The 24,294-nt window shown below is 25.9% G+C and carries 25 protein-coding genes, 1 tRNA gene and 1 other annotated feature; of the genes, 23 read left to right on the forward strand and 3 right to left on the reverse strand.

Features of this window, described 5'->3' with window-relative positions; translation table 4 throughout:
* Positions 1–5: 5 nt before the first annotated feature.
* From rplI to recU, 9 genes are read left to right on the forward strand one after another with little or no spacing between them, the layout of a single operon-like run.
* Entirely contained in the window at positions 6–446 is a 441-nt protein-coding gene (rplI, locus tag T383_RS0102420) for a 50S ribosomal protein L9 (protein ID WP_033160093.1), read from the forward strand.
* Between the two features lie 2 nt (positions 447–448).
* Positions 449–1,819, forward strand: coding sequence for a replicative DNA helicase (gene dnaB, locus T383_RS0102425; RefSeq protein WP_033160094.1), 1,371 nt, complete (start codon positions 449–451; stop codon positions 1,817–1,819).
* 16 nt (positions 1,820–1,835) lie between these two features.
* Positions 1,836–3,311 (forward strand): MG095/MPN233 family lipoprotein, encoded by a 1,476-nt coding sequence (locus T383_RS0102430; RefSeq protein ID WP_033160095.1) that lies wholly within the window; start codon positions 1,836–1,838, stop codon positions 3,309–3,311.
* Positions 3,312–3,324: 13 nt separating this feature from the next.
* Positions 3,325–3,987, forward strand: a complete 663-nt coding sequence (locus tag T383_RS0102435; protein WP_033160096.1) for a uracil-DNA glycosylase — start codon at positions 3,325–3,327, stop codon at positions 3,985–3,987.
* 10 nt (positions 3,988–3,997) lie between these two features.
* Positions 3,998–5,404, forward strand: coding sequence for a hypothetical protein (locus T383_RS0102440; protein WP_052664030.1), 1,407 nt, complete (start codon positions 3,998–4,000; stop codon positions 5,402–5,404).
* 2 nt (positions 5,405–5,406) lie between these two features.
* Entirely contained in the window at positions 5,407–6,846 is a 1,440-nt protein-coding gene (gatA, locus tag T383_RS0102445) for an Asp-tRNA(Asn)/Glu-tRNA(Gln) amidotransferase subunit GatA (RefSeq protein ID WP_033160097.1), read from the forward strand.
* On the forward strand, positions 6,839–8,287 hold the full coding sequence (gatB, locus tag T383_RS0102450) for an Asp-tRNA(Asn)/Glu-tRNA(Gln) amidotransferase subunit GatB (RefSeq protein WP_033160098.1): 1,449 nt from the start codon (positions 6,839–6,841) through the stop codon (positions 8,285–8,287). Before gatA ends, gatB begins: the two co-directional genes overlap by 8 nt.
* Entirely contained in the window at positions 8,277–8,756 is a 480-nt protein-coding gene (locus tag T383_RS0102455) for a bis(5'-nucleosyl)-tetraphosphatase (protein WP_052664031.1), read from the forward strand. The genes gatB and T383_RS0102455 overlap by 11 nt, the downstream gene beginning before the upstream one ends.
* Before the next feature lie 12 nt (positions 8,757–8,768).
* Positions 8,769–9,278: a Holliday junction resolvase RecU gene (recU, locus tag T383_RS0102460; protein WP_052664032.1), complete on the forward strand. Its 510-nt coding sequence runs from the start codon at positions 8,769–8,771 to the stop codon at positions 9,276–9,278.
* Here the strand turns inward: recU and T383_RS0102465 are convergent.
* Positions 9,275–9,586, reverse strand: a complete 312-nt coding sequence (locus T383_RS0102465) for an HU family DNA-binding protein (RefSeq protein ID WP_052664033.1) — start codon at positions 9,584–9,586, stop codon at positions 9,275–9,277. The two genes, recU and T383_RS0102465, sit on opposite strands and share 4 nt — an antisense overlap.
* A 368-nt stretch (positions 9,587–9,954) precedes the next feature.
* Here T383_RS0102465 and T383_RS0102470 point away from each other — a divergent pair, with 368 nt between their 5' ends.
* From T383_RS0102470 to T383_RS0102530, 13 genes are all read left to right on the forward strand, one after another.
* Positions 9,955–10,395: a DUF1951 domain-containing protein gene (locus tag T383_RS0102470; RefSeq protein ID WP_033160100.1), complete on the forward strand. Its 441-nt coding sequence runs from the start codon at positions 9,955–9,957 to the stop codon at positions 10,393–10,395.
* A 24-nt stretch (positions 10,396–10,419) separates the two neighbouring features.
* Positions 10,420–10,561: a sequence feature (ribosomal protein L10 leader region), on the forward strand.
* A gap of 29 nt (positions 10,562–10,590) precedes the next feature.
* The gene (gene rplJ, locus T383_RS0102475; RefSeq protein WP_033160101.1) at positions 10,591–11,076 is read left to right on the forward strand and encodes a 50S ribosomal protein L10; all 486 of its coding nucleotides are present in this window, start codon (positions 10,591–10,593) and stop codon (positions 11,074–11,076) included.
* Between the two features lie 44 nt (positions 11,077–11,120).
* Positions 11,121–11,483 (forward strand): 50S ribosomal protein L7/L12, encoded by a 363-nt coding sequence (gene rplL / locus T383_RS0102480; RefSeq protein WP_033160102.1) that lies wholly within the window; start codon positions 11,121–11,123, stop codon positions 11,481–11,483.
* A 40-nt stretch (positions 11,484–11,523) separates the two neighbouring features.
* On the forward strand, positions 11,524–11,697 hold the full coding sequence (gene rpmF, locus T383_RS0102485; RefSeq protein WP_033160103.1) for a 50S ribosomal protein L32: 174 nt from the start codon (positions 11,524–11,526) through the stop codon (positions 11,695–11,697).
* Positions 11,698–11,701: 4 nt separating this feature from the next.
* Positions 11,702–11,929 carry a hypothetical protein gene (locus tag T383_RS0102490; RefSeq protein WP_033160104.1) on the forward strand — a complete coding sequence of 76 codons (228 nt, stop codon included), beginning with the start codon at positions 11,702–11,704 and terminating at the stop codon, positions 11,927–11,929.
* Between the two features lie 169 nt (positions 11,930–12,098).
* Positions 12,099–13,721 (forward strand): IgG-blocking protein M, encoded by a 1,623-nt coding sequence (locus T383_RS0102495; RefSeq protein WP_033160105.1) that lies wholly within the window; start codon positions 12,099–12,101, stop codon positions 13,719–13,721.
* A 221-nt stretch (positions 13,722–13,942) separates the two neighbouring features.
* Entirely contained in the window at positions 13,943–15,112 is a 1,170-nt protein-coding gene (locus tag T383_RS0102500) for a DnaJ domain-containing protein (RefSeq protein WP_033160106.1), read from the forward strand.
* A gap of 58 nt (positions 15,113–15,170) precedes the next feature.
* Positions 15,171–15,557: a hypothetical protein gene (locus tag T383_RS0102505; protein WP_033160107.1), complete on the forward strand. Its 387-nt coding sequence runs from the start codon at positions 15,171–15,173 to the stop codon at positions 15,555–15,557.
* Positions 15,558–15,581: 24 nt separating this feature from the next.
* The gene (metG, locus tag T383_RS0102510; RefSeq protein WP_033160108.1) at positions 15,582–17,153 is read left to right on the forward strand and encodes a methionine--tRNA ligase; all 1,572 of its coding nucleotides are present in this window, start codon (positions 15,582–15,584) and stop codon (positions 17,151–17,153) included.
* A gap of 34 nt (positions 17,154–17,187) precedes the next feature.
* Positions 17,188–18,165: a phosphate acetyltransferase gene (gene pta, locus T383_RS0102515; protein WP_033160109.1), complete on the forward strand. Its 978-nt coding sequence runs from the start codon at positions 17,188–17,190 to the stop codon at positions 18,163–18,165.
* A gap of 128 nt (positions 18,166–18,293) precedes the next feature.
* Positions 18,294–18,788, forward strand: a complete 495-nt coding sequence (locus T383_RS0102520) for a redoxin family protein (RefSeq protein ID WP_052664034.1) — start codon at positions 18,294–18,296, stop codon at positions 18,786–18,788.
* Positions 18,789–18,920: 132 nt separating this feature from the next.
* The gene (locus T383_RS0102525) at positions 18,921–20,570 is read left to right on the forward strand and encodes a BMP family lipoprotein (protein ID WP_033160110.1); all 1,650 of its coding nucleotides are present in this window, start codon (positions 18,921–18,923) and stop codon (positions 20,568–20,570) included.
* Between the two features lie 152 nt (positions 20,571–20,722).
* Positions 20,723–22,351, forward strand: a complete 1,629-nt coding sequence (locus T383_RS0102530; protein WP_033160111.1) for a BMP family lipoprotein — start codon at positions 20,723–20,725, stop codon at positions 22,349–22,351.
* 88 nt (positions 22,352–22,439) lie between these two features.
* On the opposite strand, the gene T383_RS0102535 is transcribed toward T383_RS0102530, so the two are convergent.
* Positions 22,440–22,515: transfer RNA gene (locus T383_RS0102535), tRNA-Arg, on the reverse strand.
* A 49-nt stretch (positions 22,516–22,564) separates the two neighbouring features.
* Positions 22,565–23,080, reverse strand: coding sequence for a GNAT family N-acetyltransferase (locus tag T383_RS0102540; protein ID WP_033160112.1), 516 nt, complete (start codon positions 23,078–23,080; stop codon positions 22,565–22,567).
* Positions 23,081–23,832: 752 nt separating this feature from the next.
* On the opposite strand from T383_RS0102540, the gene T383_RS0102545 reads away from it, so the two are divergent.
* A complete protein-coding gene (locus T383_RS0102545) occupies positions 23,833–24,027 on the forward strand; it encodes a hypothetical protein (RefSeq protein ID WP_033160113.1) in 195 nt (64 codons plus the stop codon).
* The last annotated feature ends 267 nt before the right edge of the window (positions 24,028–24,294 follow it).

A 24,294-nucleotide genomic window follows, 5' to 3' on the forward strand; every position in this document is an offset into this window, starting at 1 on the left:
TGTTTATGAAAGTAATTTTATTACATGACGTTCCTAAGTTAGGCAAAGCTAATTCAATTGTTGATGCTAAAGATGGTTATGCAAAAAATTACTTGTTTAAAAATAAACTTGCTGTTCCTCTAACTGAAAGCAATCAAAAAACATTAGAAAACCACTTAAAAAGAGTTGCTCAAGAACATGATACTGCTTTAGTTCAAGCTAATCTTTTAAAAAAACAAATTGAACAGGTTGAATTAAAGTTTAGTTTGACTAAAAATAAAAATGATAAAATTTTTGGTTCAATATCTAAAAAACAGATTATAGATGCTTTAATAACTAATAATATTGATTGTAGTTCTATTTATTTGCCTGAAAATTTAAAATTAACAGTTGGTAATCATCAAATCAAAATAAAAATTTTTGAAAAAATTTATGCATTACTTAAAATTTATGTTGAGGTAATTTAGAAATGCAAAACCAAGAAGTTAATGATAGCAAGTTAACATCACCAGAAATAACACCAGAACTTGGTAATGAATCTGAGGAAAATGTATTAAGTTTGTTATTAAAAAACTCTGTACACGGGTCAAATGTGTTTTCAAAATTAACTTCAAATGATTTTAGTATTGCTGATTATCGTTTAATTTTTAATACGATGCTTTCTTTATATGAAGCAAATGAACCATTTGATTTTACAATTGTTAATGATAATCTAAATCTTGAAAATCAATTGTCTAATAGTTTAAAGCATCATATTAATATTTTAGCCACCAAGAATCCAAATCCATCTGCCATAGACAATTATATCCAAATTGTTAAGATGGCAGCTATTTTGAGAAATTTAAAAATTTTAAGTGAAGAGATTAGAGAAACTCATGTTAGTTTTTTAGATTTTGATGATCAACTAGTTTATTTCGAACAACGTTTTTTAAATATAATTAAGAGTACAAGTAAAAATTCTACAATTCCAATTTCAGGTTATGTTAATACTTATAAAGACAAATTTGAACGTTCTTATTTAGATAGTATTACAACTGGAACCAAAACTAACTATGAGAAAATTGATGATTTAACTAATGGCTTTCAACCAGGAGATTTAATTATTCTTGCTGCCCGTCCAGGACGTGGCAAAACAGCTTTTGCTGTTAATTTAATTGTTAATGTTGCTAAAGATTTGGAACAAGATGAAGTTGTTGTAATGTTTTCTTTAGAAATGGGAGGTGAACAAATTGTTCACCGAATTGTTTCATCAGAATCAATGGTAAGTTTTAATTTAGCTAATGTGAAAAATTTAGATGCTGATTCTAGCAATCAAATTGTAATGACTTTAAATAAAATCAAAGATTTACCAATTTTAATTGATGACTCAAGTGACATTTCTTTAACAGAAATTCGTAGTCGATTACAACAAATTGCTAGCACAAAAAAGATCAAATTAGTTGTTATTGATTATTTACAATTAGTTAAAGTAATGCGAAGTAATTCTAATATGAGTCGTCAACAAGAAGTTTCAATGATTTCTCATAGTTTAAAATCATTAGCAAGAGAGTTAAAACTACCAATACTAGCAATTGCTCAATTATCAAGAAAGATTGAAGAAAGGCGAGGAGCTAACAATCAACCAATTTTATCAGATTTAAGGGAATCTGGAGCAATTGAACAGGATGCAGATTTAGTTTGTTTTTTACATATGGTTGATAACAATGAAGATGATTTATATGCAAATAATGAAATTGTTGATATGGAATTTATTATTGCAAAACACCGTAATGGTGCTACTGGAAAAGCAGAATTAACTTTTCAAAAAACAATTGGTAAATTTATTTCCAAATTAAATTAATCTTATGGTAAACAAAATGCAAAAAAAATCTAAAAAATTCCTTAAAAGAATGATTACTCTTTCATCTTTTTCTTTAATTCCTGTTTTAGTCTTGGTATCTTGTGGAGCACCTACTTCAAATAAATATTTAACAATGGTTGCTGAATTTAATGATTTATCACTTTTTCCTAATCCAACAACTGATGAACAAAAACAACAAGCTAATCAAAAAATTAATGTTCATTATTCATTATTATCTAAGAATAAAACTAGTAGTATTAGTCAATGAAGTTATAAAAGTTCTGCAGGAAGCACTGCAAAACCACAAGGTTTAACAAACCAAGTCGATTCATCATTTTCAGCTTTGTATGGTAATTTAGCAAATATTATTGCTTATAATTTAGTTTCTCCTGCAAGTATTTTTGCAACAATTGTTAGTAATTACAACAAAACTTTGCCTAATTTAGATGATCGAATTAATTTGTTTGTTGATGATAAAAATCAACCAGTTAGTTTTGATAATAGTCAATTTTATAAATCAATGTCTAATAATTTGCTAATTGCTAATAATGATACTAATATCGGATTTGGTATTTCTGATTTATCATTTAATTTTAAAGAATTAACTTCAACTGGAACTATTGATACAACTAAATCAATTTATGATGTGCGCAAAAATAACACTTTGTTTAAAAATGAAGCTAATGACATTACAACTGATGCAAAAGCTATGTCTGATAACTCTGTCAATAATCGTTTAAGTAAGATTTTTGCAGTTACTGATATTAACATTTATTTCCGTTTTTATGTTGCTGGAGTAGATATGGGTAGTGAATCACCATCTAGAAATCAAATTGTTGTCGCAAATCCAGTTGATTCTGTTGGCAAAAATAATAAAAATCTTTTAGATAATGCATTTAAAAATACTTTTAATGAAACTTTAACTTCATATGCATATAAGTTAACAATGCAAGATATGGTTGCAACAATTCTTTATTCAGCCAATGATATTAAAGATAATCCAGATAAAACTCAATCTTCCAAAGTAACATATACATTAGCACCATCAATTGTTCAATCATTTTTGCCACTTTCATGATTAACAAACGATACATTTACTTTGGTTAATGGTAAAAGTCAACCTAACATTTTAAAGTTAGATTCAAATTTATTGACCACCCTTGTTGATCAATCTAAAATTTTATCAAAAGAGCAATTTCAACTAGCCAATGAATCTTCTGCAACTCCAGAAGATATTCGTAAAACCTTTATTGGTCATAGTAATTGAGCAAATGCACAATCCTCTGCATTTATTAATCAAATTACCAATACAAATCCATCACTTACAAATATTAAAAATAAAATTTTAACTGTTCCGCAAACATCAACTGTTTTAGGCAATCAAAATAATCCTTTAAATTTTACAATTGGAGATTATTACAAATCATATTTTAAAGCTTTAATTGTTGATAATAATTCAATTCCTTTTGTTCAAGATATTAGTAAAGATTAAACTTAAATTTTTTATGCTTGTAGAATTAATTAAATCTATTAAGACAGATTGAACTTGTTGTTTGTTAAAAGAAACAAATTTACCTTATTTTTTTGATTTAAATAAGCATATTAACATAGCTTATAAGAAACAAGAAGTTTTCCCCGCAAGTAATAAAATTTTTAATGCTTTTAATTTTTTTAACATGAAAGAAACTAAGGTTGTTATTTTGGGGCAAGATCCTTACCATGATATAAATCAAGCTAATGGTTTATCTTTTGGAATTAATGATAATGCAAAATTGCCTCCTAGTCTTCGTAATATTGCAATTGAGTTAAAAAATGATTTAAACATCAAATTAGTAGATTACTCATTAATATCTTGAGCAAAGCAATGTGTTTTATTATTAAATACAAATTTAACAGTTAAAGCGCATGAACCATTAAGTCATAATAACTTTGGTTGAGAAAATTTAGTACGTCATGTTTTATTTAATTTATTACAGGTCAAACCAGAAGTAATTTTTGTGTGTTGAGGCAAACATGCAAGAGAAATGATTTTACCTTTAAGACCTAAATATTTTATTGTTTCAGCACATCCTTCACCATTTAGTGCAAAGAATTTTTTTAACACTAAACCTTTTAGTAAAATTAATATGTATTTGAATCAAACAAATCAAACAAAAATTAGTTGGTAAAATTGTATTTATGAATATTTCTATTTTAAATAATTCATTGATAAGAGAAATTGATTCTGTTCAGGTTAGTCCTGTTTATGCAATTGTTATTTTTGCTATACTTTTTGGTTCAACTTTCTTACTTCTTTTTTTTAAAAAAATATATTTTTATTTTATTCATAAAAAACGTTATTACATTATTCCTAGGGTTAGTGTTCAAGGAATGACTAATATTGCAATGACTATTGCCATGGCCGTTAGTATCATTATTATCATTATGGCAATTACTGGGGGAGTTGCTAGTGTAATTTTTCGTTCTTATCCCGGAACTAGAGTTACAATTGAAGTTATTTTAGTTAAAATTTCTGGATTATTGTTTGGTCCAATTGTAGGTTTAATTTCAGGAGCATGTATTGATTTGCTAGCTGTTGCTCTTTCAGCTGGTTTTTTTCATTATGGTTATTTTCTTGCTGCTATGTTAACTGGTTTAATTGCTGGTGTTATTCGCTCTGTTATTACTACATCTAAGTTATCAAAATATCATGATTTGTTATTAGCAATTTTTTCAACATTATTTTTAATTTTATCAACTTCAATTGTTATTGCTGTTTTTATTAATGTTCCTAATTTAAAAACACTTGGATTTGTTGTATCACTTCCGGGATTAATTAATGATTTGCATTTTAGTCAATGAGAATTTTTGGGTGCCTTAATTGCATCAACAATTTTATTTATTATAATTATATGAATTGTTTATATAGTTCAACACATGAGGAATCGATATCATAGTTTTGCTTTAACAAATTTTAAATATAGATCATATAAACATGGTAATCATAGTAATAGAATTTGGTTAGTTGTAAGAAACAAATGGTATACACCATTAATTAGTACAATTACTTTAGCTGCAAGCGCAGGTTTAATTGTTAATGTCTTGTTTTTGCCAATTTTTGATGCACAAATTACAAGTCAACCATATACTTTTTGAGTAATATTAAGATTTTTTGTAATGTTCTTTTTGATTGCTTTGGATATCTTAGTTATTTATCCTGTACTTTTAATTATTGGACCAATTGTTAAATATAATTATGAAAGTGAATTAATTGAGGACTTAAGAGCTTCAACAAAGTATGAGAATTTAAGTTTTAAAGAGGTAAATATGCATAATTTGGAAAAAATAATTATTGAATGTAGTGAATCACTTTTATTCTCTTTAAATGAGAATCAATTAAAAAAACTTAAATTAGAGTTTAATGATATTATTTCTCAATTTGAAAAAGTGTTAAAAATTGATACTACAGGATTAGAACCTTCAAATTATCCAATTTCTATTTCTGCTCATAATCTACGTGAAGATGTAATTCAACGATCTGATAATATTGCTGATATTATGCGTTGTCCAGAATTGGTAGAAAATGGTCTTGTTAAGGTGTATTAAGAATGCAATCAAAGATTATTGATTTACATCAAAAATTGAAAAGCAACAATTTATCTGCTAGTAAATTAATTAAAAAGTCTTTAAATTTATGCAAAAAATTTAAAAAAACTAATTTTATGATAAACATAAATCATGTTGAAAGTTTAAGATTAGCTAAACATTTGCATAGTGAGGAATATTTTTCTAAATCATTATTGACTTGCATCCCTTATGTATTAAAAGATAACATTTCAACAAAAGACATTATTACAACAGGTGGTTCGAAATTTTTAGAAACTTATTTACCTCCATATGATGCAACAGTTTACCGTTTGTTAAAACAAAGTAATTCCATTTTAATAGGTAAATCAAATTTGGATGAATTTGGTTTAGGAGGCACTGGTTCTTTTTCAGCTTATGGAATTGTTAGCAATCCATTTGAACCTAAACATATTGCTGGTGGTAGTTCATCTGGTTGTGCAGTTGCAGTTGCTTCAGGAACGGTTCCATTTGCAATTGGTACTGATACAGGTGATTCAATTCGCCGACCAGCTAGTTTTTGTGGTGTTGTTGGATACAAACCAACATATGGATTGATCTCTCGTTATGGTGTATTTCCTTATGCCCCTTCATTAGATCATGTTGGGATTTTTGCTAGTACAGTTGCTGACATTGCTATTGTTGGTGATGAAATTATTGCATATGATGAAAATGATTTTAGTAGTCAAAAATTTAATAAAAAATTATTCACAAATCTAGAAAAAGAAAATGTTAAATTTAAAATAGGATTTCCTGAATCTTTAGAAAATTTAATGGATGAACAAGTTGTAAGTGCTTGAAATCGTTTTAAATATTTATTACGTTCAGTTAATATTGAATTAATTCCATTGCAACTTGACATGGAATTAATTAATGCAATTGACCCTATTTATAAAATTATTTCTTATTCTGAAGCAGTTAGTTGCTATTCTAGTTTTACTGGAATTCCATTTGGTAAACATTTAGAAGGTCAAAGCTATGAAGAAGTTACAGGGAAAGCGCGAGATCTATTATTTGGGGAACAGTTAAAAAGACGTTTTACAATTGGTTCTTTCGCATTAAAAAAAGAAAATTTTGATAAGTATTTTTTAAAATCTAAGTTAGTTAGAACTAAATTAATAAATCATTTTAATGATTTGCTAAAAGATGTTGATGTCATTATGTCAATTGGAGCTTCTTCATTGGCCCCCTTGGTTAAAGATGTTTTGGAAAACAAAAAACCTTTATCAAATGTTATTGATGATTTTTTACAAATATCTAACTTTGCAGGTGCTCCATCAATTACAATTCCTTTTGCAAAGAGTTATAAAAATTTATTTTTAGGTGTTAATTTTACTGCTAAACAATTTAATGATGATTTACTTTTAAAAGTTGCATATGAAATTGAAAATTTAATTAATATTAAGGGGATAATTAATGTTTAATTTTGAAACTGTAATTGGCATTGAAGTTCATGTTGCATTAAATACCCTTACTAAAATGTTTTCATCAGCATTGAACAATCATGATGCTAATCCAAATGTAAATTTACATATTAATGATTTAGGTTTGCCCGGAACAATGCCACAACCTAACAAAGCTGCAGTTAAAAAAGCTTTAATTTTAGCCAAAGCATTAAACATGGAAAATGTTGATTATTTATTAAGATTTGACCGTAAAAATTATTTTTATCAAGATTTACCAAAAGGTTTTCAAATTACTCAGCAATACCATCCTTTTGCTCAAAATGGATATCTTGAAGTTTTTAGTGACAAGAAAAAATATCAATTTAAAATTCAAAGGTTTCACCTTGAAGAAGATACTGCCAAGCAATTTAACATTAACAATCATTTATTTCTTGATTATAATCGCGCTGGCGCCCCTTTGATAGAAATTGTTACTGATCCTATTTTTCATAATGCTGAAGAAGTTAAACTATATTTAACAACTTTACGTCACATTTTAATTCATAATGATATTTCAGATGCAAAAATGGAAGCTGGATCTATGCGTGCTGATATTAATCTTTCTGTTAGACCAGTTGGTTCTGATAAGTTTGGAACTCGTGTTGAAATTAAAAATGTTAATTCTTTAAACAACATTGAAAGAGCCATTAAGTATGAAACAAATCGCCAAATTGAGTCACTACTATTAGGTAAACCAATTATTCAAAGCACAATGCATTATGATGATGTTACAAATAAAACTATTTATATGCGTGATAAAAGTAATGATATTGATTATAGATATATGCGTGAACCTAATATTATTCAGATTCAGTTGGATAAAATTTGAGTTGATAGCATATATAGTGATAATAAAATTGTTTATCCAATTGAAATTGCTAGTCAGTTGCAATCAGTTGGAATTGAAACACAAAAAATTAATCTTTTGTTAGATGATATTGCATTACTTAAAGCTTTTAATTATGTTGCTGAAAAAACTAAAAATTTTAAAGAAACATCTAAATGATTATTGGTTGAGTTATTAGGTATACTAAATGAAAACAATTATACTTTTGAAAAGAATGTTACAGTTGATGACTTAGATAATATAGTTGAAATGATTATGTTGTTAGAAAATCAAAAAATCAATGGAAAACAAGCAAAAGTTATTTTAGAGCATACCTATAAGACTAAGAAAAAACCAAGTTTTCTGATTGTTGATTTAAAAATGGAACAAATCACTGATTTAAATAAATTACGTTCTTTATTAGAACCTATTATTCTAAATAATGAAATTAAAATTCAAAAAGACTATAAAAATCGTCCTGAAAGAGTTGAAAGCATGATTTTAGGATTATTAATGAAAGCTACTAATGGACAAGCAAATCCTAGTTTGGCTAGTCAAATTATGCGCGAAATGTTGCAAAAGTATGTCCAATAAAATAAATAGTGAAAAAAATACTTTAAAAAAAGAAATTGCTGCTGGTGGAATTATTTCCATTTTTAATAATCAAACCCAATCAATTGATATTTTATTAGTGCATACTAAAAGTTACAATGGTTATTGAGGATTTCCTAAAGGACATGTAGAAAAAAATGAAAATTTAATTGAAACAGCAATTCGTGAAATTAAAGAAGAAACGGGTTTAGATGTTGTTTTAGCTAGCAACAATTTAAAATGAACAAGTAATTATCAACCATTTTCAAATGTTCAAAAAACTGTTACATATTTTTGGTTTCAACCAAAAAATGAATTAAATATAGTAGTGATTCCACAGGTTAAAGAAATTTCTCAGATTATTTGAGTAGATTATGGAAAAGTTAAAGATTTTTTAACTTATAAAAACGATAAAGATATATTTGATAAATTTATTGATGAAACTAGTATAAAGAAATTTTTAAAAAAATAGATAAGTAAAATTATGAATGCTAATCGAGGAATGTTTTTAGAAACAATAATTAATAGAACAATTGAATACTATTCATCAAAAGGAATTGCTTGTTTGTTTAAGCGAAATTTACCAATTAAAATTTATTCCTTTACAGGAAATCATGTTAAAGGATGAGTTAATTCAAAGACCGAAACTGATTATTATGGTGTTTTTAAAGGAAGATATTTTGATTTTGAAGCTAAGCAAACAAAAGGCAATAGTTTACCATTAGTAAACATTAAATCTCATCAAATTAAGCACATGGAAAATGTTGTAAAATTTGGTGCAATTACATTTTTTATAACTTATTTTCAAGATTATGAAAAATTTTATTTATTAAAATTTAATGATTTTTTAAAATTCATTAATTCAAGTAAACAAAAATCAATTCCAATAAATTTTTTTGAAAGCAAAGGATTTTTATTGGAATTGATTTATCCTGGAATTTTAGATCTTGAAGAAATTCTAGACAAACTTACTTTGGAAAAAGCAAAATTTTAATTTTCTTCCTCTTTTTCATATTCCCATTTAAGTTTTCCTAATGTATCTTTTATATCTTTGATTGGAGCAAATTTTAATCTTGCTCTTGGTAAAATTTTAGTTTGTTCTCCTGTTTGTGGATTTCTTGCTATCCTTTCTTGAGAAAGTGATACTTTAAATTTACCGATGTTTGGCAATCTAATTGCACCTTCTTTTTTTAATTCATTTTTTAATAAATCAGTATAAGCTTGAAAAATATTTCCAACAACCTTATGATTAGTTCCTGTAATTTCAGCAATAATTTTTAATATTTCTGATTTTGATAGCATAAATTTAACAATGTTTCCTTTAAAATTTATATTCCTCAAATGAAAGGAAGACAATATAGATTATATATTTAAGTTAAAAAACTGCATAAATTTTACACGAAGTTTAAGTTTATTTTTACAAATTTCAAATAATTGATTGATTTTAAAAAAATATAGTGAAATGTTTATCAGAATTATTAACATATTTTTTTTGTTAATGTTTGTAAAAATAAAAATTTTGAAATAAAGATTTTAATTTTTTTAAATATTTTCTAAAATGATTTATAATAACTTCCGAAAATTTATAGATAGATGTAATAAATTTCTATTAAATTTATTGTGTCTAAAATAAGTTGTAAGTGAGTTTTAAAGTAGAATTTAGGATAAAAATGGCGATAATTAACTATCAAAACAATGTGCAAAAAGCAGTAAAGATATTAAATGAAATTTGTACAAATCAAAATATGAAATTAGTTTTCATTAAAGAAATTTTTGAAACTGATGGTGCTGCTAATATGAATTTTGATTTAGATAAATTAAATTCAATTATGTCTTTGATAGCGCCATCATCATTGTTAGAAACATCTACTATTAAAGAATATTTTTATAATAACTTAAATTTGATATCAAAATGTGATAGTTTTGAAGATTTGCTTGTTTTGTTTAAATCAAATCAAGATGTTATTGATGAGTTTTGTGTTTCTTATTTAACTTTTAAGCAATTTATTGATTTTGTTGATAATGAAAAAACACGCTTGATAAAAATTCAAAATGCAATTGCCAAACAAATAGCAGATTATGTTTCTGAATCATTAACAGGTTTAATTTAAGTAATAAATTAATTTTTTATGATACAATGGAGAATGCAATAACCAAAGAAAGCAACGAACAGTATTTATGTTTTAAATTGTTGCCGAGGTGAAATTCAAGTTTAATTTTGAATAATCTAATTGCTTTGGTCTTACATTGTAAGTAAAGCAATTTTTTTGTTATTGTTAAAAAATATATTTGCTTAAGGAGTTAGAATGAAAGCAGTCATTCAGGCAAAGATTGAAAAAATTAATGAAGTAATTAATCTCTTGTCTAGTGCTAAATCATTTGTTGTTTTTGAGTATACAACAATGACTGCTTTGGAAGCTAGTGAATTGCGTAGTAGTTTAACAAAGGTTGGTAACAAGATGCTTGTTCTAAAGAACAATATTCTTACTCGCGCTCTAGCACAAAGTAACATTAGCATTCCAGCTGACAAGTTAACAGGTCAAGTAGCAATTGTTTTTGGCATTAAAGATGCTTTTCAACCAATTAAAGCAATTTATAAATTGGTTAAAGATAAGGAAAAAATTAATTATAAAGTTGGTTTTTTAGAAAATAAAGTTTTATCTATTGATGAACTAACGCAAATTGCTTTGTTGCCAACTCGTGATGAACTTTACAGCATGTTACTATCTGTAATGCAAGCACCTTTACGAAAATTTATGTATGCAATGAAAGCAATTGGCGAAAAGAAATAAATTTATTTATATCATCTAATTTTATTTAAGGAGTTTACTTTAATATGGCAAAAATGACCAAAGAACAATTTATTGAAAGTTTAAAAGAAATGACATTAGTTGAAATTAATGATGTCATTAAAGCAATTGAAGAAGAATTTGGCGTTTCAGCTGCTGCCCCTGTAGCTGCAGCTGCTGCTCCTACTGCAGCAGCAAGTTCTGAAGTTAATGTTATTATGACTAATGCAGGAGACAAGAAAATTGATGTAATTAAACTTTACCGTGAAATTTCAGGTTTAGGTTTAATGGATGCAAAAACTGCAGTTGAAAAATGTCCATTAACAATTAAAGAAGGAATTAAACCTGAGGAAGCAGCTGAATTTAAGAAAAAATTTGAAGCTGTTGGTGCAACTATTGAAATTAAGTAATTTTATAATTTTAAATTAACATTAAGGAAGGTATTGAGTAATGGCAGTTCAGCAACGTCGTTCCAGTAAACATCGTCGTGATAAAAGACGTTCACATGATGCTCTTACTTTGTCTACTGTGACCGCATGTAAAAAGTGTGGAAAAATAAAAAAAGCTCATCGTGTTTGTTCTTGTGGCATGTATAATGATTTAAGGATAACTAAAGCACGTTAGTTTAATGAAAATAAATAGTAACAAAAAAGAAAACAATACAACTATCGTTATTGCAATTGATAATAATAAACTTAAAGAAGTTTCAATTGATAATAATGATGGCAATAAATATGAAAACGAAAGAAGTAGTGATAAGTTTAATTGGTTTCATGCTATTTGTTTTTGTTCTTTAATGATTTTTGGGATTTTTTTAGGAATAATTTTTTGTTGTCTAATAATTTTATTTGCTTAGTTTTTTGATTCAAATTTTAAAGTAAAAATAACTACTAGTTTAGTAGTTATTTTTTGCTTTTTTTTATTTAAGTTTTAAATGATGTCTTTTTTATAGCATTATTGTTTTTTTTGATTTTTCAAGTATACTTAAAACTACATACACCTAAACTTTTGAGAGGAGAAAATGTATGTCTAGTAGAAAAATTAAAGTATCAAAGAAAGTAATGTTGTTAACACTTAGTGGTTTGGTTACTGCAGTTGGACTTGGCATTTCAATTCCATTTATTATTCAATCCACACATACTAATAATGCTAATTCAACAATTCCTAATGTATCAAAACCATCAGGAAGTTCATTGGCACCAATTAATTATTCATATGACAATTTTGTTAATAACTATGATGGAACTTTGACTAGTAATAGTTTAGTTTTTTCTGCTTCAGGATCTAAGGAAGTTAAATCATCTTTACAAACTAGAGCTATAACTGTAGATGGATTAAATGACATTGATTCTAGTATGGGACTTGTTGATGCAATGAGTCAAGGTTTATTGGACAATAGTTATGATCCAAAATACAATGAAGTTCGTGAAGTTATTGACATGGATGGTGCACATAGAAAAATTGTTACAACTAAATGTTTTGACAATAATCGTAAATATATGCCAATTTTAACTTACAATAATGACACCTACTATAGTTATTCAGAAAGTAGAACTTGAGATGATGTAAATCGTTCTATTTATCCTGGATGAAATTTAAATAGATCTAATTTATCATCTCACAACCAAAATAAAATGATTGGAGTTGACATTTTAGTATACACTCCTACAGAAGTTTTAAAAACAGCATATCCAAGTGTAACTGATAAGATTATTGGTTTAAGCATTAGTTTATCTAATTTAATTAGTACTTATGGTGATCAAACTAAGCAAGTATTAAGCCAACTAATTGATGCTGTGAACCCATCTTTAGTTAATTTCTGAGGTGTTAGTGATTCAAATTTAGATAAGTTACCAGATTTATCTAGCAATACTAACATTAAAAAAATATCAATTCGTGGTGATTACTCTAATTTAAATGGTTTTGTTTTCCCTTCATCTGTTTTAGAACTTGAATTTAGTAGTCAAAATTATAAAGCAGTTGACCCATTGCAAATTCCAGAATCTGCTGCAATTATTTATGAACAAGGTTATAGTTCATACTTTACTTCTATTGACTTAAGTACTCATAAGGGTATGAGTAATGAAGATCTTCAAAAAGCAGTAAATGTTGTTTACCAACAACGTATTCATGAACGTGCTTTCCAAGGTGATTTTGCTGGTGGATATATTTATTCTTGAAACTTACGTAATACTGGAATTTATTCATTTAACAATGTAACTATTCCAATGTTAACTGATGGTACTGGTCGTTTTTACATTGCTTATGTAGCAGTTGAAACTGATGGTAACCAAGGTCCAATTGCTAATGAAGTTATCTCTGATAATTCCAGCAAACCTTCTAATGATTCACAAATTAATGAATGATTTGATTGAAATCAAAATGGTTGATCTACAATTACTGAAGTAAAAATTACTGCAAAAGACAATGTTAAGTTAAATTTTAATAATACAGTTCAAGAAATTTTAGGATTTATTAATAAATACCCAAATATTAAGGTTGTTGATATAAGTGCTTTGCAATTCAGCAATGATGAAACTCTCGATGAATTAATTGATGCTGTAAATAAGGCAATTGCTGATAAGTACACAGGCATGGATGGTACTCCAACTGTTAAATTGGATTTTATAAAAGTAAATTATTTATAATAATTTTTATTCATAAAATTTAGGTAAACCTTATTTTTATAGGTTTTACCTATTTTTTTATGCATTGAATTTAATTATTTTTTAAATACAAATAAAGTATTAATAATTTTTAATTTATCAATTAAACAAAATAAATAAATTGTTGTTATAATAGTTTAGATTATCACTATTTATGTTAGAGTGCTAATTATTATAATTTAACAATTTATTTTGGTTTGTTTATGGCAGCACAAAAACGCGATTATTATGAAGTTTTAGGAGTTGGCAGGAATGCAACTCAACAAGAAATAAAAAAAGCATTTAGAAAACTTGCTATGCAATATCATCCAGATCGCAATAAAGCCCCAGATGCCGAAGAAAAATTTAAAGAAATTAATGAAGCATATGAAGTTTTAGATGATCCTGAAAAACGTCGTTTTTATGATATGCATGGTCATGAAGGACTTAATGCTCAAGGGTTTCACCAAGGTGGATTTAATCCATTTGATATTTTTAATAGTGTTTTTGGTGAAGGTTTTAGTTTTGATATGGATATGGATGATGATTTTGGAAGTGTTTTTTCATCATTCTTTGGAGGACATTCAAACCAACAACAAGAAGGAATTGAATTAAATAAATTAATTGATATTCAAATTAATTTCATTGAAGCTGCCAAAGGTACTATAAAAGATATTAAGTTTTCTCGTGATAAAACTTGTGTAACTTGTGATGGTAGTGGAGCAGAACCAGGATATAATAATATAAGTTCTTGTGCAAAATGTGATGGTAAGGGTTTTGTAGTTCAAAGTCAGAAAACTCCTTTTGCTGTGGTTTTTCAAACCAGAAGAACTTGTAATAATTGTAAAGGTCAAGGGAAAATTATTACGAAGAAGTGCTCCAATTGCAATGGAAATAAAGTTATTGGCGAAACAATTAATAGAAAAATTCAAATTGAGCCAGGGACATATGATCAGGATGTTATTGTTATTAAAAATGAAGGTAGTTCTTTTAATGACAAAAAAGGTGATCTATATGTACGTATAACTGTTTTACCTAGCAAAATTTTTGAGCGAAATAAAAATGACATCATTGTTCGTCCTTTGGTGGATCCAATTTTAGCAATTGTTGGTGGTAACGTTATGATTCCAACATTAGATGGTAATAAAGAAATTACTTTGAAACCATATACTGCTAATGGTGAATGTATAACAATTTCTGGTGGTGGTATTAAAACTAGCAATGAACGTAGTCTATTCAAAAACAATCGTGCAGGTGATTTAGTTATTATTATCAATTATGCAAAACCTGCTAATTTTTCTAAAAGTGATTTAAAAAAATTATCTGAATTTGTTCAAAAAAACCATGATGTTGAATCTTATATTAAAGCAGTTGAAAAAGAGTTTCAAAATTAGTTCTTAATGTTTTTAAGGAATTTATAGTTAAAAATTTTTTCAAAGTGAGGTTATTTCAATGACTTTTGAGTGATGAACAATTCCGGTCATCATTTTAATTATTTTGGCAATTATTCTTGTAATTTATATGATAATTGCTTTTAGAAGAATGAGCATTTCAGTTAAAAAAATTGATTATTTAATTGAAGATTTGTCATATAAATCTGAAAAAATCTCACCCTCTTTAGATTCATTAATAAAATTATTAAACTACATTGAATTATTGGATAATTTAATTAAAGAAGATGGAATAAAATTAATTAACAATCTTATAGAAGATAAAAAAAATTTAAATCTAATTTTGATTCAACTTCGTGATTTTATTAGTAAACATCAAAAAGATTTAAAAAATTATGAAGAAAATAGTGCAAGTACCAAAAATGCTCAAAAATTAAAAGATAAATAAAATTTTAATAGAAATAATTTAGGTATGAATTTTAAAAAAAAATGCTTTATTACAACTCCTATTTTTTATCCATCTGGTAAACCCCATATTGGACATGCTTTTACTATTATTTTGGGTGATTTTTTAAAACGATATAAACTTCAAAGAAATTATGATGTTTTTCTTTTAACAGGCACTGATGAGCATGGAAAAAAAATAGCTGAAAAAGCTCTCAAAGAAAATTTAAATCCACAAGTATTTGTTGATCAACAGAGTGAAAATTTTAGAAATTTATTTAATCACATGCAAATTAGTTATGATAAATTTGTTCGAACAACTGATGATCATCATAAACTAGCAGTACAAAAAATTTTTAACAAGTTATATGATAGTGGTTCAATTTTTTTTGATTCATGATCAGGTTGATATTGTGTCGATTGTGAGGAAAATTATTCTCTAACCAATGCTACTAGGAAAGAAGATAATTCATATAATTGTGCCATTGGTCATAAATTGATTTCAATTAATGAAGATTCTTATTTTATAAAAATTGATGATTGTTCATCATGAATTAAAAATACTTTAATTCAAAATGAAATGAATATTTATCCAACTACTAGAATAAGTGAATTGATTAATAATTTTTTAAATGTTGGTTTAAAGGACTTATCTATTAGTCGAAAATCTATCTCTTGAGGGATTCAAGTTCCAATTAACTTAGATCATACAATTTATGTTTGGTTTGATGCATTATTTAGTTACATTACTGGATTAAACTATTTATCAAATGATGATTATTTGTTTCAAAAATTTTGAAATAATGATGAATGTGAAAAAATTCATTTGTTATCAAGAGAAATTACTCGTTTTCATTGTATTTATTGACCTATTTTTTTAAAAAAATTAGATTTAAAAATGCCAACAAAGTTTATATCTCATGGATGAATTATTGATCAAAATGGAAATAAAATGTCAAAATCATTAAACAATGTAATTGATCCTAATGTTTGGATTGATAAATATGGAAATGATGCTGTAAGGTATTATTTATTAAAAGAAATGTCACTAGATCAAGATAATCGATGTGGTGAAAAATTATTGATAAATATTTTTAACGCTGATTTAGCTAATAATTTGGGAAATTTGGTTAATAGAACAATTGGAATGTTATGAAAATACCAAAAAGGAATTATTCTTCCTTTTAATAATTTAGATGAAAATGAATTAGAACTTATGGAAATAATTAAAAATTTACCAGATAAATGAAATAGTTTTATAGATAATAATAAGTTCAAAAATGCATTTGATGAATGCTTACAACTTGTTTATGCAGTTAATAAATTAATTGAAAATAGAAAACCATGAGAATTGTTTAAAACTGATAACAAACAATTAATAGCAAATCTTTTATTTTTAGCATCTGCTACAATTAGAACTATTTTTGTTTTATTGGAACCAGTATTAATTAATAAATCACAAGAAGTTTTTAAGCAAATGAATTTTAATAAATCTATGACAACGATAGAAAGCTTATCAAATATTAGTTTGATTAGTAACATTTTAGTTTCCACAGCAATGCCTTTATTTGTTAGAATTATTGAAGAAAAAAATGTTTAAATTTGTACAAATTTATAGGTTGTAATTAGTTAAAATGAGTTCAATTATTAAAGATTTAAGTCAATTTCTTATTAATACAAATAAGATTTCAAGAATTATTTTAGTAGAAGGTTGATCTAAGGATGTTCAGCAAGCTGCTGAAGATTTAGTTAGAAATTATCCTATTATTCCTGTTTTACTTTTTAAAACAAAAACAGAAGTGCCAATTTTTATTCATAAAAACATTCAAAAAATTATTATTGATTCAATAGATCTATCTAAATATGCTAATTTCTTGTATAGTTTACGTAAAGAAAAAGGCATGACATTAGATCAAGCTTATATAGAAGTTCAAAAACCAAATGTTTTGGCTTCATTAATGGTTAAAATGAATGAAGTTGATGGTGAAGTTTGTGGAAAAGAATATTCAACAAAAGACACATTAAAACCTGCATTACAAATTGTTAAAACTAGCATATTAAGTAAACTTGTTTCTAGTGTATTTTTATTAGAACGCATGAATGAAAAATTAATTTTTGCTGATTGTGCTATTAATATAAATCCAACAGCAGAAGAACTTGTTGAAATTACAAAAAACACAATTGATTTTACTACTAAAGTTTTGAAAATAGTTAATCCAATAGTTGCTTTGTTAAGTTATTCAACATTAAATTCTGGATCTGGAGAATCAGTTGATAAAGTTAAGCAAGCTTGTGAAATTCTTAAAAATCATTTTAAAAATACGCCTATTCAAATTTGTGGTGAAATTCAATTTGATGCCGCTTATGTTGATGATATAAGAAGACAAAAAGCTCCCCATTTAAATTTAGAGAAGCGACCAGATATTTATATTTTTCCAAATATTGATGCTGGTAATATTGGATATAAAATTGCTCAACGTTTAGGCAATTTTAATGCTACTGGTCCAATTTTAGTTGGACTAGATAAACCTATAAATGATTTGTCACGCGGAGCATCAGTACGAGAAATTATAAATGTAGCTGTAATTACTGCTGCTCAATCAATTTTTTAAAATTACCAAAATTTTAATTACATAACAATAAATCTTAATTTATTAAAATTCATTTACTCAGTATAAACATTTTTTACTTATTTCATTTAAAATAATGTCAAGATGCATTTTATTTTAAGGTTATTATTATGAAAATTTTAAATATTAGAGAGTTTAGTTTGACAAAGCCAAAAAATGAAAAGGTTAAAATTGGTTATTTAGTTCAAAATGTTGAGTTGATTGATAAAAATTTAAATTTTATAAATTTATATAGTTTAAAAGGCAAAAAAATTATTTCTTGTTTTCCTTCAATTGACACAGGTATTTGTGATACTCAAACTAAGTCTTTATATGAACTTATTAAAGAAAAACAAATTTCTTTGATTAATGTTAGTGTTGATTTACCTTTTGCACTTGGGCGTTGATGTATTTCTAATGAACTTCCTAATATTAATTTGTATTCTGATTATTTAGGAATGAATTTAGGTCATGAACTAGGCATAATTATTGATAATGCTAATCTTTTATACCGTAGTCTTTTTATTTTAGATGAAAACAATAAAATTGTTTACTTTCAATTAGCAGATAAGGTTAGTTCAGCTTTAAATTTTGATGAAATTAAAAATTTTTTAAAAAATTTTTAATTTTAAAAAAATATAACTAAGCATTTAAACAACATTTTTTTACAACTTGATTATAATTAAAATGAATTTATTTAATTGTTGATCATGTGGTTCCTTAGATTTGATTTTAATTTAGATTGATAAGGTAATTTTATGAAAAAAATCGATTCATTCCAAAAAAATAAAATAAATAAAAAAACCAAAAAAATAATAAAAATATCTACATTTAGTGGTTTGACTGCTTCAGCAATTGGTATTGCTGCAATTGCAAGTTCATGCGCAGGTGTTTCTTGAAAAAGTACGGCCCAAATTGTTGTGTCTGATTCAAGTTCAGTTTTAGCTGATCAAGCATTTAGTGAATCAGCTTATAATGGGTTAAAATCATTTTATAGTAATTTAGGAATTAGTGACATTCCTAATGCAAATAGTTCAGATGTTGTTGAAGGTAATGGAATCTGAAAGCGCCCGGGTTCAACAGATCAATCTAGAATTAGCGCATATGAAAATGTTAAGAATGATGGTAGTAATATTGTTATTGCAACTGGTTTTAATCAAAAATCAGCTTTAGAACAAGTGACTCAAATAGGCAGTTCTAATGAATCACTTTTTGGAAATACTGGTTTTATTTTTGTTGATGGTGCAATGCCTAAAGATGATAAGTCAAATCCTAGAAATGTGGCTAGTATTTCATATCGAGCTGATGAAGGTTCTTTTTTAGTTGGATTAGCAACTGCAGTTTATTTAAATGAAAATTGAGATTTATTTTATTCTCAAAAACCAGAATCAATAGGTGCGAGTTCATTTGTTGGTTTAGCTTTAGATTCGACAGTATCTTTATTTAATGGATTTAGATTAGGTTTGATGTATTGAAATAGTATTGCTGATCATATAACTTTGAGTGATGGTGGCAATGCAATTCCTATTCAGTGAATTAGTCCAGAAAATGCATTTACAATGGACGCATATATTTCAGGTGGATTTGATCCTAATCAGCCTAAAGCAGTTACAATAACTGAAAGTTTAATTAACAAAGGTGCAAAAGTAATTTTCCCTATTGCTGGTCCTCAAACTGCTTCAGTTGTTGGAACAATTTCTCAAAAACAAACTAATGTAGCTGTTATTGGTGTTGATACTGCACAAGAAAATATTACTGAATTACAAAAACCAATGCCAAAACCTCGAAATGGAAAAAATGATCAAATTTTAATTTTTTCATCTTTAAAAAATCTTGATATTAGTGTAAATGCTGTATTAAATTCAATTAAAAGTGGTCAAGAATTTAAACCAAGTGGTAGTGAAACAGGCTACCAAGGTTTTGGTTGAAATAATATTGCTGATTTAAGTAACAATGGTGTGGGAATTTCTGACGCTGGTTTAAGTTATTTAATTGATCCTTTCTTTTTTGACTCAGAACAAATTAATGATGATACAAAAACAACTTATGATGCTTCAAAAGGAAATAAAGTTCAATTATCAACTATTGCTAGGGCAAAGGATGATAATTCAATTAAACAAAAATACTCTAAATTATTAGGTGGCAATGTTCAAGTCAAATATTCTAGTTTAGGAGAAGATAAAAATTGGCAAATTCAAGGTTCAGAATTAAAATGAACTCTTAATTATACAAGTTCTACACAAGGTATTGGGGATATAAGTAGATATATGCCAATTATAACTGGAACAAGTGGTAATAATGAATATACAATTGATGGTGCTTTTGGTGGAACTGTAACAACCCAAGTTGCAACAGCAGGAACTTTATTAGATGGCACTAAATGAACTTATGATATAACTCGTAGTTAAAACTTTTAAAAATTTCTTTTTTTTGTTAAGTTTTTAATTAATTTTTGATTTTTTGTTGAATATCTTTATAATTTGAATGGGGGTAAGTTATTAAATAATTTTTAATAACTAACATAAATTTATCCTAGAACATTATTAAAGAGCAGTTTTATATGATTAAAAGTTATGTATCAAAAAATAAAAATGTGGATTCATTAAAAGGTTACAAAAAAAATGTTATTAAAATTTTACTTTTTAGTAGTTTATCTGCTTTAGTAGTTTCAATAGCAGCAGTTGCTACTTCTTGTTCTAGTGCTTCTTGGCAAAGTACTGCACAAATTGTTGTTTCTGAAAATGATGCTGTTTTAGCTGATCAATCATTTAGTGAATCGACATATAATGGTTTAAAAACTTTTTATCAAGGACTTGGTATTAATAATGTGCCTAATGCTAATAGTTCTGATATTGTAGAAGGGAATGGTATTTGAAAAAAACCTGGTTCTACAGATCAATCTAGAATTAGTGCATATGAAAATGTTAAAAATGATGGCAGCAATATTATTATTGCTGCTGGTAATAGTCATAAAAAAGCGTTGCAACAAATAACGCAAACAAATGATCAAAATTCAAAGCTTTTTGAAAATACAGGATTCATATTTGTTGATGGCGCAATGCCTAAAGATGATAAGTCAAATCCTAGAAATGTGGCTAGTATTTCATATCGAGCCGACGAAGGTTCTTTTTTAGTTGGATTAGCAACAGCAGTTTATTTAAATGAAAATTGAAATTTATTTTATTCGCAAAAGCCAGAATCAATAGGTGCAAGTTCATTTGTTGGTTTAGCAATAGATTCAACTATATCTTTATTTAATGGATTCAGACTTGGTTTAATGTATTGAAATAGTATTGTTAATCATATAACTTTAGATGATGGTGGCAATGCAATTCCCATTAAATGAATTAGTCCATATGACACATATACAATGGATTCATTTGTTTCTGGATCATTTGATGCTAATCAACCTAAAGCAATTACTATAACTCAAAATTTAATTGATAAAGGAGCAAAAGCAATTTTCCCTATTGCTGGTCCTCAAACTGCTTTAGTTGTTGGAACAATTTCTCAAAAGCAAACTAATGTTGCTGTTATTGGTGTTGATACTGCACAAGAAAATATTGCCGAATTACAAAAACCAATGCCAAAACCATTAAGTAAAGATGATAATATACTAATCTTTTCATCTCTAAAAAATATTGAGACTAGTGTTAATGCCGTTTTACAAGCTATTAAAACCAACAAAGAATATATACCATCAGGTAGTCAAACAGGTTATCATGGTTTTGGTTGAAATAATATTGCCGATTTAAATAATGATGGTGTAGGAATTTCTGACGCTGGTTTAAGTTATTTAATTGATCCTTTCTTTTTTGACTCAAAACCAATTAATAGTGATAAAAAAACAACTTATGATGCTTCTACAGACAATAAATTTAAATTATCTGATATTCCTAAGGCAAAGGATGATAATTCAATTAAACAAAAATATTCAACTTTATTAAATGGTAATGTTGAAATCAAATATTCTGATTCATTAATTCACAATTGAACAATTAATGGGAATGAATTATCATTAACTTTTAATGATGCAAATAACTATATGCCTAAAATTGATCCAACTGAAGGAACAACAAATAATAAGTATGATATTATTTCAGCATTTGGAGGTTCTTCAACTTTCCAAGTTGCAACAGAAAATTTATTAAATGGTAGTAAATGATCATTTAATTTAACTAAAATTTAATTTTTACATTAAAAAATACAACCACTAAAATTAAAAAAGTTAGTGGTTGTATTTTTGATCATTTAGTAAAATATAGTTTTTATAAAAATGGCGCGCCCAATAAGATTTGAACTCATAACCTTCTGGTCCGAAGCCAGACGCTCTATCCATTGAGCTATGGGCGCATGATTAATAAAAATTATACTTTAAATAAACATTTTTATAAAATTCACTTTAAATATTTTTAGTAAAAACAAGCAATGATTTGTCTGAATATTGATGACTAGTATGGTTATCTTTTATAAAATTTAGTTTTAAAGCTAAATTAATTGATGCAACATTTGCTTTGTCAGTAATAATAACAATTTTTTGAAAACCTAAACTTTTAGATATGTGTGAAATGTAATTAATAATATTTGTCATAATTCCTTTTAATCGATAATGATAATCTAATCAGTATCCAATTTCAATTTCTACAGGATTTATTCTTTTTCTAATTTGAAAATCACCAATAATTTTTGTTTTATAAAAAATAGCAAATGTTCATTCTTCATTTTTACTTCATTTTCATAATTTTTCCTTTATGTATAATAAAGTTTCATTATCAGTAAATTCTTGATTATTTATTCAAGTTAAAAAAGGTAAATGTAACTTGTTTATTTTTCTTAATTTAGTTATTTCTGATGTATAACTAATATCAATTTTGCTTAATGAAATAAACTGATTTACTTGATAGTTTGATTTAAACATAATACAAACCTATTACTTTAAAAGTATTAAAAATTGTCTTATTATATTTGTTTATCAAAAGATTTTTCAATTTTGATTCAAATCCTTAAACGAATGAATTTTAAAAAAATATTTATTTAAGATGTTAATAATAAAAAAATTCTTAATCACAAACTTTTTAGGTAACTTCTAAAATACTTAAATTAAGATTTTAATAGAGCAATAATAAAAACCATCAATTACTATAATTTCTTTCTTTGAAAATAATATTTTTGAAAGAAACATAATGTATTTCAAAGATAAATTTTACAAATTTATATTAGAAATAATAAAAAGTTATTTGATTTTTTAAGCAAAATAAAATTTAAATTAAATTAATTTAAGCTCATAATGCAATGATTTTTACAGAAATTAATTTTATTTATGAAAATAAATTTATTTAAATATCTACAAACAAAAATTTCAAGATAAAAAAAGTAGTTATTTAGACATTTATAAAAATTATGAATTTAGTTTGTAAATTTTAGAATAATACTTTAAAACATCAAAAAACTTGTTTTAAATTATATGTGAAATATAATAAAAATTTGAATTTATAAAAAAGTAATAAAATAAAAAAAATAATCATTAAATATAATTTTTCATTACAATTAGTAACATTATTTGGAATTGTTATAACCTCTCTAAATGCTTAGTAATTTTAAAGAGGTGGTTTTGTGGTCTAATGAAAGGGTTAATTCATAATTATTATGATGACTAAAAGGAAAAAACCTATGGAATCAATTAAAACAAGAGAAGAATTGCTGACAATTAAATATATTTTGGAAAGAAATACACAAGCAATTAAAGTTACACTTAAAAAAATGAGTAAGGGTTTAAATTATCAAACAAAAAAAGATATAAATACAAATTTAATAACATTAAAAAAAGATTTGTATCAACTTATTGAATTTTTAAATAACATTTAGATTAAAATTGCAATTAATTTATTGTTAAAAAATTATTTTGCAATAGAATACAATAAAAATTAGCAATTTTTATTAAATTAAACTTGTAAAAAATAGATTTTTAATGCCACAAAACTTAATTATATTTAATATTCTAATCCATTAAAAACATTCAAATTAAATTTGCTTTAAAGTCATTATAATCTCATAACAATACAAAGTTATTATCAATGTCCACAAAATAAAATTTTTGACTAAAATAGTAAAAATTACTCTCTAAAATATAAG

The organism is Mycoplasmoides alvi ATCC 29626 (assembly GCF_000701785.1).
In the GTDB taxonomy this organism is placed as follows: domain Bacteria; phylum Bacillota_I; class Bacilli_A; order Mycoplasmatales; family Mycoplasmoidaceae; genus Mycoplasmoides; species Mycoplasmoides alvi.